The sequence below is a fragment of the Shewanella sp. 10N.286.52.E4 genome, from assembly GCF_041468785.1.
GTDB classification, from domain to species: domain Bacteria; phylum Pseudomonadota; class Gammaproteobacteria; order Enterobacterales; family Shewanellaceae; genus Shewanella; species Shewanella electrodiphila.
Map to the genome: position 1 here is coordinate 31,795 of NZ_JBFRJJ010000006.1, position 15,908 is coordinate 47,702.

15 protein-coding genes are annotated in these 15,908 nt (G+C 41.1%); 9 read left to right on the forward strand and 6 right to left on the reverse strand.

Going from position 1 to position 15,908, the window contains the following annotated elements; all coding sequences use genetic code 11:
* Positions 1-64: 64 nt before the first annotated feature.
* From AB4153_RS03175 to AB4153_RS03185, 3 genes are all read right to left on the reverse strand, one after another.
* Positions 65-1,099 carry a peptidoglycan binding protein CsiV gene (locus AB4153_RS03175; protein WP_102528545.1) on the reverse strand — a complete coding sequence of 345 codons (1,035 nt, stop codon included), beginning with the start codon at positions 1,097-1,099 and terminating at the stop codon, positions 65-67.
* Positions 1,099-4,590: a transcription-repair coupling factor gene (gene mfd, locus AB4153_RS03180; RefSeq protein ID WP_371996350.1), complete on the reverse strand. Its 3,492-nt coding sequence runs from the start codon at positions 4,588-4,590 to the stop codon at positions 1,099-1,101. The genes AB4153_RS03175 and mfd overlap by 1 nt, the downstream gene beginning before the upstream one ends.
* 166 nt (positions 4,591-4,756) lie before the next feature.
* On the reverse strand, positions 4,757-5,350 hold the full coding sequence (locus AB4153_RS03185) for a hypothetical protein (protein ID WP_371996351.1): 594 nt from the start codon (positions 5,348-5,350) through the stop codon (positions 4,757-4,759).
* 164 nt (positions 5,351-5,514) lie between these two features.
* Between AB4153_RS03185 and AB4153_RS03190 the strand changes: the two genes are divergently transcribed.
* The 4 genes from AB4153_RS03190 to AB4153_RS03205 all read left to right on the forward strand — a co-directional run bounded on the left by AB4153_RS03190 (position 5,515) and on the right by AB4153_RS03205 (position 9,262).
* On the forward strand, positions 5,515-6,747 hold the full coding sequence (locus AB4153_RS03190; protein WP_229369078.1) for a lipoprotein-releasing ABC transporter permease subunit: 1,233 nt from the start codon (positions 5,515-5,517) through the stop codon (positions 6,745-6,747).
* On the forward strand, positions 6,747-7,493 hold the full coding sequence (lolD, locus tag AB4153_RS03195; RefSeq protein WP_371996353.1) for a lipoprotein-releasing ABC transporter ATP-binding protein LolD: 747 nt from the start codon (positions 6,747-6,749) through the stop codon (positions 7,491-7,493). Before AB4153_RS03190 ends, lolD begins: the two co-directional genes overlap by 1 nt.
* Positions 7,493-8,740 carry a lipoprotein-releasing ABC transporter permease subunit LolE gene (gene lolE, locus AB4153_RS03200; protein ID WP_248955684.1) on the forward strand — a complete coding sequence of 416 codons (1,248 nt, stop codon included), beginning with the start codon at positions 7,493-7,495 and terminating at the stop codon, positions 8,738-8,740. Before lolD ends, lolE begins: the two co-directional genes overlap by 1 nt.
* Before the next feature lie 195 nt (positions 8,741-8,935).
* A complete protein-coding gene (locus tag AB4153_RS03205) occupies positions 8,936-9,262 on the forward strand; it encodes a hypothetical protein (protein ID WP_371996355.1) in 327 nt (108 codons plus the stop codon).
* 330 nt (positions 9,263-9,592) lie between these two features.
* On the opposite strand, the gene AB4153_RS03210 is transcribed toward AB4153_RS03205, so the two are convergent.
* Complete coding sequence (locus AB4153_RS03210; RefSeq protein ID WP_371996356.1) at positions 9,593-10,024, reverse strand: hypothetical protein; 432 nt, start codon at positions 10,022-10,024, stop codon at positions 9,593-9,595.
* Between the two features lie 97 nt (positions 10,025-10,121).
* Here AB4153_RS03210 and AB4153_RS03215 point away from each other — a divergent pair, with 97 nt between their 5' ends.
* Positions 10,122-10,667 (forward strand): DUF924 family protein, encoded by a 546-nt coding sequence (locus AB4153_RS03215; protein ID WP_371996358.1) that lies wholly within the window; start codon positions 10,122-10,124, stop codon positions 10,665-10,667.
* A 110-nt stretch (positions 10,668-10,777) separates the two neighbouring features.
* Here AB4153_RS03215 and AB4153_RS03220 read toward each other — a convergent pair whose 3' ends face one another.
* Positions 10,778-11,587 (reverse strand): helix-turn-helix transcriptional regulator, encoded by an 810-nt coding sequence (locus AB4153_RS03220; protein ID WP_371996360.1) that lies wholly within the window; start codon positions 11,585-11,587, stop codon positions 10,778-10,780.
* Positions 11,588-11,728: 141 nt separating this feature from the next.
* Here AB4153_RS03220 and AB4153_RS03225 point away from each other — a divergent pair, with 141 nt between their 5' ends.
* Positions 11,729-12,688, forward strand: coding sequence for a LysR family transcriptional regulator (locus AB4153_RS03225; protein WP_102528535.1), 960 nt, complete (start codon positions 11,729-11,731; stop codon positions 12,686-12,688).
* A gap of 152 nt (positions 12,689-12,840) precedes the next feature.
* Here the strand turns inward: AB4153_RS03225 and AB4153_RS03230 are convergent, their stop codons facing one another.
* A complete protein-coding gene (locus tag AB4153_RS03230) occupies positions 12,841-13,839 on the reverse strand; it encodes an NADP-dependent oxidoreductase (protein ID WP_303514078.1) in 999 nt (332 codons plus the stop codon).
* Between the two features lie 127 nt (positions 13,840-13,966).
* Between AB4153_RS03230 and AB4153_RS03235 the strand changes: the two genes are divergently transcribed.
* From AB4153_RS03235 to AB4153_RS03245, 3 genes are all read left to right on the forward strand, one after another.
* Positions 13,967-14,878, forward strand: a complete 912-nt coding sequence (locus tag AB4153_RS03235; protein WP_102528533.1) for a LysR family transcriptional regulator — start codon at positions 13,967-13,969, stop codon at positions 14,876-14,878.
* Between the two features lie 180 nt (positions 14,879-15,058).
* Positions 15,059-15,610 carry a GNAT family N-acetyltransferase gene (locus tag AB4153_RS03240; protein ID WP_303514081.1) on the forward strand — a complete coding sequence of 184 codons (552 nt, stop codon included), beginning with the start codon at positions 15,059-15,061 and terminating at the stop codon, positions 15,608-15,610.
* Positions 15,611-15,850 (forward strand): DUF3624 domain-containing protein, encoded by a 240-nt coding sequence (locus AB4153_RS03245; RefSeq protein WP_303514084.1) that lies wholly within the window; start codon positions 15,611-15,613, stop codon positions 15,848-15,850.
* Positions 15,851-15,908: the final 58 nt, after the last annotated feature.

The window sequence follows — 15,908 nt, forward strand, 5'->3', positions numbered from 1 at the left end:
AATACTACCCATTCGGTTTTAATTTTTGCTAAAGTGGCTTACTAACGTTTAATCAAGACCGCTATTAATTAAGCTGGCGTTGAGTCGAATTGATACCAGAAGCCATCGATTCAGTTACAGCTTCAGCATTTAATTCAGTCAGTGAATCATCTTCAAGTACTAATTCTGCTGGCTTTGTCGTAGTAGGTTGTTCCATCTTTCTGATTTGCATAATAATCCCCATATTTGGGTGATCAAAATAATGTACTTCACCAGATCTTACTCGGCGGTTTTGCACCATAGGTATTGATTGTAAAAATGGACTCATGACTTTTTCATCATTGGCATCAACACTGTATTGATAATAGTCACTTTGATTGGTTTGCTTTTGAATCGGTTTGCGTAAAGCTAACTTAGTTTCAATAAACAAATAATGACTTAAGTAAATATTGATATTACCGTCAAGCTCCCACACTGGCTTGGTTTGAGGTTCATCAACAAAGCTGCCAAATGACGATGTGAAATCAAACGTTGAAAATTCATCATCAACTTCTTCAGCGACTGGATTACCGGCGTAATCAAATTGCTCTGAAAAATCCTTACCGGCAAAAATACGAATTGGCTTAGCGCGATTACGTGACTGCATATCTTGTTGCCAAGTGATGTGCAGTAAGCTACGAACGTCTTTTTCTCGACGGACGGTGCTGATTATTTCTGCAAATTCACTTTGAGACTCGGCTAACAATAACGGCCCTTCACCCAAATACGCCACTTGCGGCGATTCAGCAGCAATCGAAAACGGTACTTGGCTTGGGAATGTGGTTTTGTTGGCGCTAACTAAGGGGTCTTGGCAATCGACTTCGCTGCTTGTCCAGTCGGTTGAGGTACAACCGGTTAGCCCAAGTGCAACGCCAGTAATATCATTACTGATCATGGGCGTGATTAAATCGATATTTTTGCGATTAGCAGGGGTTGCAGTGTTTTCTTGCCACTGCTCGAGACTGTTTGACTGTCTTTCAAATACGAAGACTTCAACCTCAAACCAAGATTTAGCTTGAGCATTAATCGACGCAGTCATCGCTGTTAAAGCGGCAATGGAAATAGCAAAGTTACGCAGCACTATTTAGTTTCTCCAATACGGTGTTTAGCTAATTGCTCTAGCAGAGTCTTGATTAAGTCTAGACGTTGTTTACTGGTTTCTGCAGGCATAGTGAACTTTAACTTATTTGAGCCTTCCATTCGATAAATTTGTGGCTGACTTTGTAATAAACCAATGATAAACATAGGATCGATTTTATGATCGTCAGTAAATTCAATGCTGCCACCTTTTGCATGCATCTCAATTTTACTGGCGCCTAACGCCGTCGCTTGATGTTTGTATAAGGTTAGCTCCATCAAGTTACGGGTTGGATCTGGCAGTAATCCAAAGCGGTCGATAAACTCAACTTTAAGTTCATCAAGCATTTTTTCGGTTTCACAATTGGCAATGCGTTTATATAAAGATAAACGCATATTAACGTCAGAGACATAGTCATCAGGTAACAATGCTGGGATACGCAAATCAACTTCACACTGTGAATTAAGCATGTAAGCGAGTGAAGGCTCCTTCCCTTCTTTTAACGCTTTCACTGCTGATTCAAGCATTTCCATGTATAAGCTAAAACCAATTTTAGAAATATGACCGCTTTGCTCATCACCGAGCAGTTCACCTGCACCGCGAATCTCTAAATCTTGTGTCGCTAGCATGAAACCTGCACCTAAATCTTCTAGGGCATCAATTGCAGCAAGGCGCTTACGGGCATCAGCACTCATTAGTTTTGGGTGCGGGGTCATTAAATACGCATAAGCCTGATGGTGTGAGCGGCCAACACGACCACGTAATTGATGCAGTTGCGCTAAGCCGAACTTATCGGCACGGTCGATGATAATTGTGTTTGCGCTCGGTACATCAATACCGGTTTCAATGATGGTGGTACACACCAACACATTAAAGCGTTGGTGATAAAACTCTGACATCACTTTTTCAAGCTCACGCTCGCGCATTTGGCCATGAGCGGTAACAACACGGGCCTCAGGCAATAAATCACGAATGTCTTGAGCACACTTTTCAATGGTCTCAACATTGTTATGCAGGAAGTAAACCTGACCACCACGCAATATTTCACGCAAGATAGCTTCTCTGACGGTAGCAATATCATACTCACGCACAAAGGTTTTCACTGCGAGACGTTTTGCTGGTGGCGTAGCAATGATTGATAAATCACGCATGCCAGACATGGCCATGTTTAAGGTACGCGGGATTGGGGTCGCGGTTAATGTGAGAATATCGACATTGGCACGTAAGGCTTTAATTTTCTCTTTTTGACGTACACCAAAGCGATGTTCTTCATCAATAACCAATAAGCCTAAATTATCAAAATTAGCTTCAGCTTGAAGTAATTTGTGAGTACCGATGACAATATCGACTTTGCCTTCAGATAGCTGTTGTAATACTTGGTTCTGTTCTTTGGCTGAGCGAAAACGTGACATCACTTCAATGACTACAGGCCAATCGGCAAAGCGGTCTTTGAAGTTTTCGTAATGCTGCTGGGCAAGTAGGGTAGTTGGCACCAGCACAACCACTTGCTTGCCTGCGTTAACGGCAACAAATGCGGCGCGCATGGCGACTTCAGTTTTACCAAAGCCCACATCACCACAGACTAATCTGTCCATTGCCATTGGGGTTTGCATGTCAGTTAACACGGCTTCAATAGCAGTTTCTTGATCGACGGTTTCTTCAAATGGGAAACCTTGGGCAAACTGGGCATATTCCTCAGCTTCGATTTTCATCGCATCGCCAGGTCGAGCTTGTCTGCGGGCATAGACATCTAAAAGCTCAGCTGCGACATCTCGAATTTTTTCAATGGCTTTTTTCTTGGCTTTAGCCCAAGTTTCGTTTCCTAGCTTGTTTAAGCTAGGCGTTTCATCAGCGCCAACACTGTAGCGGCTAATGAGATGCAGTGATGAAACAGGTACATAGAGCTTATCGCCGCCAGTATATTCAAGCTGTAAATATTCAGCGACTAAGCCGCCGGTATCAAGGGTTACTAAGCCTTTGTAAAGGGCTACGCCGTGCTCCAAGTGCACAATCGGCTCACCGACTTTAAGTTCAGCGAGGTTTTTAACTAGAACATCAGAGCTGACTTGTTTTTGTTTTTCACGGCGGCGTTGCTGCGAAATACGTTGACCAAATAATTCAGTTTCACAGATGACACTGACTTCGCCTTTAGGCGAGTCATGAATAATACAGCCTCGTGAGAGTGGCGATACAACAAGACCAATCCTGTCTTTAGCGGTTTTAGCGTTAAGGTAATCATCAAGGTGGTCAAACAGTTTTGGTTTAATACCTATCTTGGCTAAAAGCTCGATAAGTGCTTCGCGTCGACCTTCTGATTCGGCGCAAAATACCAATTGTTTATGAGTTTCACTGTATTGTTGCAGATTGATCAGTGGCTGCTTTAATTTATGATTCGCATTGATGTCAGGTAGGGCTGAGACATTGGCAGATTGTGCTTTAGCATTGTCTTCAGTACCTAATGCCAACTGTGAACGTTGGTAGTTTTTAAAATTCGCGAACAGTTCATCAATCAGTAAATACAACTCTTGCGGCGCAAGGAGTGGCCTTAATGGATCTACACGTCTGTCTTCATAACGCGCATTGATTTCATTTAAGTGATGTTGGCTTGCCTGCTCAATATCACCCAGCGTCATTAGCTGAGTGTCAGCAGGTAAATAGTCAAACAAGTTGGCTGAATCATCAAAAAACAGTGGCAGATAGTTTTCTATCCCTGCTGGCATTAAGTTGCGACTAACTAACTGATAAACTGACTCGGCTTCTTTGGAAATCACTTCAAAGCGGCGACGGTAGCGTTGTCTAAAGCCTTCGATACCGGCAGCATCCGTTGGAAACTCTTTAGCGGGTAACATACGTACTGCATCAACTTCCTGTTTCGAACGTTGGGTATCAACATCGAAATAACGAATCGACTCGACTTCATCGTCAAACAATTCAATACGCAGTGGCTCATCAGATCCTGTCAGGAAAATGTCCATAATCGAGCCGCGAATGGCAAACTCGCCGTGCTCGTAGACTTGGTCAACTGAGTAGTAGCCAGTATCGGTAAGATGTTGCCTAACTTGCTGCAAGCTATAAGTGTCGCCTTTTTTCAGCAACATCACATTGGCGGTTAAAAACGATTTTGGCGGCAGTTTCACCATTAATGTATTCACCGGCACAATAATGACATTGTGTTGGCTTTGGCTCATTTGCGCTAAGGTTTCTAATCGCTGGGAAATCAAATCCTGATGGGGTGAAAAACTGTCATAAGGCAGGGTTTCTCTATCGGGAAATAAACACACATTCACATCAGACTGAGATAACAAGTAGGCTAGCTCAACTTCAAGTTGTAATGCACTCGGGGTATCACTGGTGACAATTAAACTGGTACCAGGATGTTGAGCAATTAAACTTGCGAGAGTGACGGCTTGAGAGACGCCCCCTAGGGTTGATAATGTCTGAAATTGCTGGCCTTTTTTGACACTAGGCGGTGTTAAAACGTTAAAATTCTTCATTGAATTATTAAGTTGGCTTCTTTAAATGTGTGATTCACCCAGTTTGATGATGTTTGAGTATATTAAAAACCTTCAAACTGGTGTTAATTAAGGCAAGCTTTCCCCGTTACCTTAAATGTCTGGCAGCTATTATATGCGAGCAAAAACGAAGTTGCAGGAAAATTCGTTATTCAACGCTTTGTTGGCGGCTTTGCTTGCGCATCTTTAACATCTTTTGTTGAACATTTAGGCTGGCTTTAACCAGTTGCTCGACATCCGCATCCAGTATTTGACTGAATTCTAGACTGATGTTGTATGAGCCAGTTTGTGACTCGTTTTCAATACGCTGGCATTGGGTTACTTGGCATAAACATAAAATGGCAACTAACTCGCTACTGATATAGATTGAGGTTTTAAAGTAATCACCGACATTTAACGCAGTGTCTGAAGTTAAGCTAATACCACTGCCGCCAAAGTGAGAACCCAGGAACTTGTCACCCGTTTGCACTTCTTTTTCTAACACATGATGTAACACTAAATCGACTTTGCGAGACTGAAGTTTGAGAAAGTCGACAACCGCCTTAGCATCATTGTCTAAGCCTCTCAATTGTAAAAGGCAACTGGCTTCAAGCTCTTTAACTTCAGACAGTAGTTTCAACCCTACAGATTGCATTGAGCGCAAGTCAGCTTCAGTCGGAATACCTTTGGATTCTGGCCAAGATTCTAGGTAGACATTGAATTGATGAGGCACAGTAAAGTATGCATTAGATTCAGTGAACAAGGTTTGCCTCTTTATTTATCAAACTAATACCCCTATTATCATGCCCATCTTTATCATTTAGCAAGTTTTAACCCGCTTGCGTAAATAAACTGCTGTTTTATATTAAACAATATACAAATAATGCCGTTTTATTCGCCTTACAAACTTGGGATGTGCTTTCCTTTATGAATTTTCGGTTTTCACTGTTTATAGGTTACCGCTATTGGCGCACAAGAAAAGCCAATGCTTTTGCATCTTTCATTACTTTTTTTGCTGTTTCGGGTATTTTTTTAGGTGTCGCTGCGCTGATTATTGTTAGCTCAGTGATGAACGGTCTAGAAGGGCAACTCAAAGAGCGAATTTTAGGTGCTGTGCCGCAGTTAACCCTAGTTAATGACGCAGGTTTTAGTGATTGGCAGCAACAGACGCAATCATTAACTGCCCAATCTCAAGTGCATGGGTTAGCACCTACTGTAACCACTCAAGCCATGGTGCAATCCAGTCAGAATATCAGTGCTGTGCAAGTTTATGGCGTATTTCCTGAATATGAACAAAACTTGTCGGCCATAATCGCTAATACCTATTCCAGTGCGTTTGAGCAGCTGACACCGGGTAGTTACAATATTGTACTTGGCAGTGAATTAGCGAGAAAGTTATCCATCAATATCGGTGACAGAGTCAGACTACTTAGTGGTGATGGTGTGGTGTATTCGCCACTCGGTCCTGTGCCAAGCCAGCGAAAATTTACTGTAGCGGGTGTATTTGAGATGGGCTCGCAAGTCGATTCAGCATTAGCTTATATTCATTACACAGACGCAAGACGATTAATGCGCTTAAAGCCAAATGAAATCAATGAGCTTAGAGTGTATTTGGCCGATCCGTTCGCTGCGCCGCAAATGGGTGAAAGTATTGCCGCAGAACTTAAACAGCAGAACATTGATATCACAACCCGAGATTGGCGTGAAAGTTTTGGCCATTTATTCGCTGCGGTCAAAATGGAAAAAAACATGATGTCATTGATGTTATCGCTGATTGTCGCTGTTGCAGCGTTTAACATTGTGTCAGCGTTAGTAATGATGGTTATAGATAAAACCACTGATGTGGCGGTATTAAAAACCCAAGGGTTAACTACTCAGGCAGTGATGAATATCTTTATTGTGCAGGGCTCGCTTAATGCGATTATTGGTCTGGCATTAGGGGCGCTGGCTGGTGTTACCATCACCTTAAATTTAAATATTATTTTGGGCGTATTAGGCATTTCAGTATTGGGAGCAGGGCAAATGTTACCGGTCGAGATCTCGGTTACCCAAATCGCTATTATTGTTGTTGGCACCTTGGCGATGACGCTTATTGCCACGATTTACCCAGCATTAACCGCTGCACGCGTTCAGCCAGCAACCGCATTGAGATATGAATAATGAAAAAAGAAGCTTCAGTGATATTGCAAGTCAGTAACGTAAGCAAACAGTTTCATGATGGTGAAACCACCACCAAAGTGCTGACGAATGTTGATTTGAATGTGTATAAAGGCGAACAACTTGCCATTGTTGGTAGCTCTGGTTCGGGTAAAAGTACCTTATTGCATATCATGGGAACCTTAGATATTCCTACCGCTGGCGAAGTCTTGCTTGATGGTGAAAATCTCTATCAATTAAGCGCCACTCGTCAGGCCGAAATACGTAATCAAGATTTAGGGTTTATTTACCAATTTCATCATTTGTTACCTGAGTTCTCAGCACTTGAAAATGTGGCAATGCCAGCATTTATTCAAGGCCGAGATAAAAAGCAAACCTTGAAAGAAGCGACTGAATTACTCGAAAGAGTCGGCCTTGGGCATAGATTACAGCATATCCCTGCGCAGCTTTCAGGCGGAGAGCGTCAGCGCGTCGCGATTGCTAGAGCGCTTATTAATAAGCCTAAGCTAGTGCTTGCAGATGAGCCAACGGGTAATTTGGATGCTAACAGTGGCGACAGTGTGTATTTGCTTATTCGCGAACTTGCTCAGCAATTAGGGACTGCATTTGTTGTGGTCACTCATGATTATAAGCTGGCTGAAAAGATGGATAGACAGCTAACGATGAAAGACGGTGTATTGCAGTCTTTAACGGGGGCTAATAATCCTCTTGCTGCAAAAGCTGAGTCAACTGCGATGGATAATAGTTAATGAAATCATTACTGCCGCTCACAATAGGTTGGCGTTTTTATCGGGCTAGACAATCGAATGGTTTCATTGGGTTTATTTCATTTGCCTCCACAGCGGGTATCGCACTGGGTGTTGCGGTACTTATTTTGGTGTTATCCGCCATGAACGGTTTTGAGCGAGAGCTTGAACAACGTTTGTTAGGTGTAGTGTCTCATGGCGAGTTGCTCAGTGTGAATGAGCCTTTACATGATTGGCAGTCTATTGCAGAAACAGCTAAAGATATGCCCGAAATCGTCGCCACAGCGCCTTTTATTCGGATGCAAGGACTCGTGCAAAAGCCGGGTGGTTTTCAAGGTATTGAGCTTAACGGTATTGAACCTGAATTTGAGCAAAAAGTATCAACACTCGCAGAGTTTATGCCGGCCGCTGCCTGGAATGCGTTGGCTGAGCCAGTAAACAATATTGTCTTAGGTCGCAGTCTATTAGACAAGCTTGGCTTAAGTGTTGGCGATACATTATCTATGTATACGCCGGACATGAGCCAATCTAATAAATTGTCAGCAGCTAAAAGTCATCGATTTATTGTGGCAGGCGTTTACGATTTAGGGGGCGAGATTGAATCGACGCAGGCATATGTTTCGATGTCATACCTTGCTAGCGTATTAAAAATTCCCCAAGGTTCAGCAACCGGCCTTAGAATTACCGTTAACAATGTATTCAGTGCGCCAAGAATTACTCGCGATCTTGGCTATGCGCAAAGTCAGTATTTACACTTAAATAACTGGACTCGCTCACAAGGGCATTTATATCAAGATATTCAACTAGTCCGCATGGTGATGTACTTAGTGCTGGCGTTAGTTATTGCAGTGGCTTGTTTTAATATCGTGTCTACCTTAGTGATGGCAGTGAGAGATAAAAGTGCTGAAATTGCAATTTTAATGACCATGGGCTTAAAACGTGGCGCTGTTATGGCGATTTTTATCATGCAAGGCGGCTTGAACGGTTTATTAGGTTGTACCATTGGCGCTGGTATTGGGGTGCTGCTTGCAACCAACTTAAGCGCAACAGCCAGTTTTGTTGAACAAACCTTTGGGATCCAGCTATTAGCTTCTGATATTTATTTTATCGACTTTTTACCGTCTGAATTACAACAACAAGATGTGATATTAGTGGTCACTATGGGACTCGTCATGAGCTTGTTTGCGACCATTTATCCAGCTTATAAAGCCACTAAAATTGCTCCTGCATCAGCACTAGCGGGTCGTTAAGGGCTTATTTCTACGCTGCAAGTTTTCAGAGCAAGCAAGGTTTGTTTGATTCTGTAAGTTGAGTTTGTTGTCTTTATCAATAAGATAGCTAATGTAAGATGACATAAATCAATAACTTAAACGGTCGACTTTGTCAGGCGAGCCGTATAATAAGCTGTTATGTTTCTTTGGGTCGGAGTCGATATGGAGGTTAACTTGGAATTTTCAGATTACATGGCAATTAGTGCCTTTCTGGTTGCTTTACTCTCAGCACTATATGCTAGGTGGACTTGGTCAGAAGCTAAAAAAGCAAATGATATCTCACGTGTAAATTCACTCCTGACCTTAAAACAGCATTACTCGGATCTATTGCAAAAAGAGCATGATAAATCTAAAGCGTGGCTTGAGGGTAAAGAAAATAAGGTTAGTGATGGTTACACCGAAGCTTGTTTAAATGCAGCAGCAGATTATCAGCAGAAATATAGGCAAGTTAGCTCGCAACTTGAAAAGCTAAAACCTGAAGTGTTAACCAACGAAACATAACAAGAATTTAAAGTGGGACTGCTAACAGTTTGCTCGGTTCCGCTTCGCTACACATTCTAGCAAACAATTATCAGCCCCTTAAATGGGCGCTGAGGATGTAGAATTAATCTATAGTGGTAAAATATAGATGATTTCTGTGTTTACACCGTCCGTACAATTCACTTTGTAGTGGGATACTCCCTTTGATTTCACGTAGCAACGCCATTAGAGGCTTAATTTTAACGATTCTGAAGCTAGTTTACTGAAATAGAAATTCTACTAGCTCGTTAAATGCCCCCTCAATGTCAGCTCATGGAGTCCAATTCTCCTGTAGAAATCTAACCAGCTACCTTAGTCAAAGTAACTTTTAACACTGTCCCAAATCCCTAAAGACGTATCAGGAAATAAGTCGATACCCAGTGCCGATTTTAATAGGTACAACAATAGTAGTCCAAACAGCATACTAATAATGATAAAGCCACTGACACTAGCAAACATCATCAGCATAGATAGGTTCTTTTCTCGACGAGTATAGGCACGTTTGTTTTTACCTAGTAAAAACACGTAATAAAAACGCCACTTAATGAAAGGAAATTTGAATGTTCCCCGTTTATCTACGAAGTGTCCGCCCCAAGTATTAGGACCCAATGACATCTTTATGGCATGGAGTTGTTCATTAGTGAAACTTGATGCAACATCAGATGGTGAGCGTTTGAGCACTTTTTCAATAAGTGGATCTTGCCTTATGGTATCGCTGGTTGTTTTTTGAGCAGGGCTTGTCATCGATACCCCTTGTTTATCATTATTAACGATTAAGTTAAATCTAGCATACAATTGTAAAGTTACTGAAATTGAACACAATAGACTATTAAAGGCGCTAATGATGACAGATTTTCAGCAAGTGATTTCATTTTGGTTTGATGACATAGACAAGTCTATGTGGTTTAAAAAAGACAACGAGTTCGATCGGATTATCATGTCTAAATTTGCTAGGTTACACAGTCAAGCCATGACTGGAGAACTATATGAGTGGCGAAAGCAGCCTCAAGGTCGGTTGGCGGAAATTATTGTATTGGATCAATTCTCCAGAAATATGTACCGAGATTCTGCCAAAGCGTTCGCATCAGACACACTCGCGTTGGTATTAGCGCAAGAAGCCGTAGCACAGGGGCAAGATAAGCTGTTAACAACAACTGAACGTAGCTTTTTGTACATGCCTTATATGCATAGCGAGTCTGAAGTCATTCATCAGCAGGCACTCGTCTTATTTAATCAAGATGGCTTGGAATCAAACTATCAGTTTGAAAAAAAGCACTTTGATATCATAAAGCAATATGGCCGCTATCCTCATCGAAACAGTATTTTAGGAAGAGAGTCTACTGCCGCAGAAATCGCCTTTCTCACTCAACCTGGATCATCGTTTTAAGGCCGAATTAATGTAATAAGCAGCTCAGTTAAAAACAAAAACGCCTATCAATAACTTGATAGGCGTTTATCTTTCGTCACGAATATGCGTTGTTTACACAATAAGCGCGATTAGTCGTAATGTTGCTCGTAACGAAGTAATGCCAAGTCATCGTTACCGTTGAGTACATGTTTAATAAATGGATTATTAAACAAACTCTCACTCTTAGCGCTATGCAAGGTGATTGGGCCGCTTGTTGGCACTTGTTCAAGGTAAATATCATTAAACAAATGGCTATAATAGTTAATGAAGCTTGGTAAAAGCAGTACAAGTTCTGACGATAATGTTTGTATGAATTTGAAAATATTCATACGAATAGTTTTATCAATTGCCACGACACTTGCCAGTTTCAGGTAGCCGTTTTGTGCAACACAAAAGGCAAGGTGCCCGATAAGTGAATTGTTATAGTAAAAACATACAACCTTTAAACGCTTACATCCAATGTGTTCAAGGGTTTCATTAAAGTCGTAACCGCTTTGCACTTTATGCGCTTGGTATATCGACTCTTTGTCATCTTCAGCCATTTCATCAAACCAAAATTCTTTAATTTGATTAATGCTGTAATTGTAAATGTTTGGCATTTGACCATCATGAATACGATTTTTACGAGCTTTTCTGATAACTTTTAATTCATGTTCGTCGTATTGATAACACTGGTTAAAAAAGTTCGCTAAACCTACTCTTCGATTTAAAGATGGCAGAATAGTGCCTTTTTCCCAAAGACTCACCATTGACTGGTTTATGTTTTTGAACAGGCTGTGATTATTCGCTAAATCATCAGCTAAAGTTTGTTGAGATAGACGATACGATTTACGGTATAGTCTTAACACACTCGAAAAACTTTCTTTGTTAAATTCGGTTTCAGTAAACTGATTTGCCACGTGCTTCCCCTGGATACATATGTGAACTAAATGTCGTTGTCATTTAAACGACGCAAATCTTAGTTAACACTTGTGACGTGAGCTACTTATAATAACTATAAGCTATGCTAATATTAGGGCGTATTTATCAAGGATTAACGCATGTACGTAAAGTATTCAGATCAAATAAACCTTAACTATTTACGTGTATTTAATGAATTGTATATAACGCGTAGTACAACTGGTGCAGCGGCAAAATTAGGTATCTCTCAATCAGCTGTAAGCCAGATATTATCTAAGTTACGTGAGGCAACTGGCGATCCATTATTCATCAAGGGTCAAGGTCATTTAGTGCCTACTGTTAGAGCAACAACGATTGGTGAAGGTTTAGCTGCTGAGCTGATGTTATTAGAAAAAAAGTTATATCCTGATGAGTTTTTTAATCAGGCCGATTTTGACGGCGAGATCACATTTGCGATTTCCAGCCCACTGATTGATATCATTTCAAAACCACTCGTAGAGATCAGCTCAAAGATTTTGCCAAAGGCGAGAATTTCGTTTGTTCATTGGAACGATCATACTCTTGATCAAATTATCAATGGCGATGTTCATATTGGTTTTAACCTGTTTCCATTAAATGCACCAAAAGAAATTAGACAAATACCTATTAGAGAATCAAAGCCCATTTTTGTTAGCAGAACGGAAAATAAATGGATTGAAGAGGGAATGGAAAATAGTGGTTTCAAAGACCATGTTTTTGCGGGTGTCATACTCAGTGGGATTAATCGTATTAAGGGGATCCTAGAAAACACTGATTTAATGGAAGGGTTTAGGTTTAAATATCGCTCTGAGTCACAATCGATATTGGCGAATCATTTACTGACCGACAATAGCGTTATTCTGGTCGATGAGTTGTCTAGCCATCATTATGAAGAATATTATTGTTACCAGGCGCCTCAGCGACTTAATAAGTTATTACCGACTTCCTTGAGTTACGCTATTTATTACTTGCAAGCAAATCATCAACATCCAATTTACTCTGATGCAGAAAGGGTTGTTCGTAACATACTGGATGAGCTTCTTGCCAACATTAAGATTATTCCCAACCAAAACCGCTATTAAGTCATCAGACTGCTGTGACATTGATAACGTCGTTGAGTTAACTGAGCATAAAAAAGCGCTACATTTTGGGAATGTAGCGCTAATAAGCGGTTTTTAAAACTCACTGAAATCGATTAGTGCAAAAGTCGACGGAGAGAAACGACTTAACCGACTTACAGTTTCACCATCAACTTACCTTTGTTGCCACCGCTAAAGAATAAATTTAACCCATCAATTGATGATTCAAGGCCTTCTAATACGTGTGCACGATGTTTGATTTTACCCTGCAGCACATAAGGGGTTAACTTCTCTAATAGGCTTGGTACTTCGCCGTAATGATCTGGCATAGTAAAACCTTGCACCGTAATGCGTCGTTTAAGGATATTCATCCAACTCGGTCCTGGGGCAGGTGTCTGTTTACTGTAATCTGCAATCAGTCCACATACCATGACGCGTCCATGTGGATTCATTCTATCGACAATTAGGTTTTGAATCGGGCCTGCGGTATTTTCAAAAAATAAATCAATCCCTTGTGGAGCTAACTTATCTAATTCAGCAGCTAAGTCTGCTTTTTTATAATTTATTGCAGAATCAAAACCAAGCTCGTTCACTATCCAGTCAGCTTTTTCATCACTGCCTACAACGCCAATGACATGTAAGCCATCAGCTTTAGCTAATTGCCCTACAATCGAGCCTACAGAGCCCGCTGCGCCCGTGACAATGATTGTTTCGCCAGCTTTAGGTTTGCCGACATTAAATAAACCTTGAGTTGCGGTTAAACCTGGTAGGGCAAAGACCGATAAAATTGCTTCGTCAGGGAGTGGTGCATCGATTTTGTTTAAGCCTTTACCTTCACTGACAAAGTACTCTTGCCAACCCATCATCCCCATCACGCGATCGCCCGCTTTAAAATCTGGATGATTACTTTCAACGACCTCGCCAACACCACTACTGCGCATTACATCGCCTAAATTAACCGGTGGAATATAGCTATCAGTATCTGGTTGCATCCAACCAAACATAGCCGGATCCAATGACATGTAGTTTTGCTTAACCAGTAATTCACCTGGTTTAACAATAGGCATTGGCTTTTGAACCACTTCAAAAATATCTGAAGTGATTGGGCCACCTTGTGGGCGTTTGACAAGGTTAATGGCGGTATAGGTGCTCATTGAAATATCCTTTTACTCATTGGGTTCGATATATTGTTTGTTGAAGTTATTATTCCTTTTCTTTTTTATAAGATATAGTGGCTAAAAAGCGATTCTTTATTGCTTTTATGACAACAATGGATGATTTATGGATCAATTAAGAGCCCTTAAGTATTTTGTCAAAGTCGTAGAATTAGGCAGCTTTACTCAAGCGGCTAAGACTTTTTCAGTGCCTGCTTCATCATTGTCACGTCGTGTGGCTGATTTAGAGAAAAGTTTAGGGGCAACCTTATTAAAGCGATCTACACGTGCGGTTAGCTTAACTGAGATTGGTACTGAGTATTATCAACAAGTATCTTCGCTGCTCAACCAATTAGAGCAAAGTAATGAAGCCGTTAGAAGTTATCAAACAGAACCAATGGGGACGTTGCGGATCAGTGCGATGGTAGGGATTGGCCGTGAAGTACTTATTCCCTTAATGGATGAGTTTTCTCGTTTATACCCCAAAGTTATTCTTGATATTGAACTCAGCGATGAGCTGTCTTCAGTTGGTCGGGATGATGTTGATATCGCGATCAGGGGCGGATACGCCCCAAATGACAGAGTGGTAGCGATTCGGTTAATGGACAATCAATTTATTCCTGCAGCGACCGAGCAATACTTGCAGCAAATGGGCACTCCTCATCATCCATCTGAATTGTCACAGCATAAAGGGTTATATTATCGCTCGCCTAATGGCAGAGTACCTTGGTTAAGTTTTATCGATGGTCAATGGCAAGATGTGTCAGCTCCTGCAGCTGCCATTAGCAATGCCGGGGAGTGGTTGATTGAAAAAGCCAAACAGGGTGATGGCATTGTCATGATGCCAAGATGGGTGTTATCGCCTTTTTTACACCGAGGCGAACTACAAGAACTTGATTTTGAGCCACCGCTATCAGCCAGCCAAAGCGCTGACTTTGGAGTTTACTTGATATATCAAAAGCAGCGCTATCACGTGCCCAAAGTAAAAGCTGCGGTAGATTTTTTAGTGGCGAGAATTAAACATGCGACATGGGGCTAACTATTATTAGTTTTAAGTATTAGCTTTAAGGAAATATTCATTAGTATGGCTTGGGTGAAGATCGTTTAAAGTTTAGCAAGTAGCAAGTAGCAAGTAGCAAGTAGCAAGTAGCAAGTAAAAAAGTGACACATAGAAAAGTAACTGCTGGTCAATGATTACAGGGTATATAAGGTTACCAATATGGACTTTAAAATAGTAACTCAGCATTTGAGCATACGTGCCTTTAGGGAAGAGGATTTGACCTTCTTTGCCGAATATAGAGCCGACCCGAAAATCGCCCAATACCAGAGCTGGACTGACTACAATATTGAACAAGCACGTGCGTTTTATGCAGCAATGGATTATCAAACCTTCGGTCAACCAGGTCAGTGGTTCCAATTGGCTATTGCAGATAAACAAACCCAGCAGCTTATGGGCGATGTTGCACTGCATTTTGTTGATGAGCAGCAAATGGAAATCGGCTTTACATTGGCGCAGCAATATCAACAACAAGGCTTTGCCTATGAAGCCGTTACTGCTGTAATTGAGTACTTATTTTTAAAATTGAATAAACACCGTATTGTGGCGACAACTGACGCCAACAATAAAGCTTCAATGGCTTTATTAATCAAGTTAGGTTTTAGAAAAGAAGGTCATTACCATCAAAATATCTTTTTTAAAGGTCATTGGGGTGATGAATGTTTTTTTGCTCTGCTAAAGGATGAGTATATGACCAAGCTTGAGGAAAACTAGATGGCTTGTGATGATTGCCAAGAGTCCATTTTTAAGCAAAAGATTGGACGGTGTAAAGCCTGTATGTGGCAATTAACGGGTTTGTCGCTGGTTGGCTGGCCACTATGGTGGTGGCTTTATGCTGAAGATATGACCTCTGTTGAGTCAATCGCTACGGTATTTTTCTGCAGTGCTTTTAGTGGATTACTGTGTGTGCATTTAATTGTATTGAGTTATCGAAAACTTAATCATCTTGAATGAGCTTGAACTAATAACGCAGGGATAATACCAAATTAGTCGGTAAAATTATAAAAAAAGT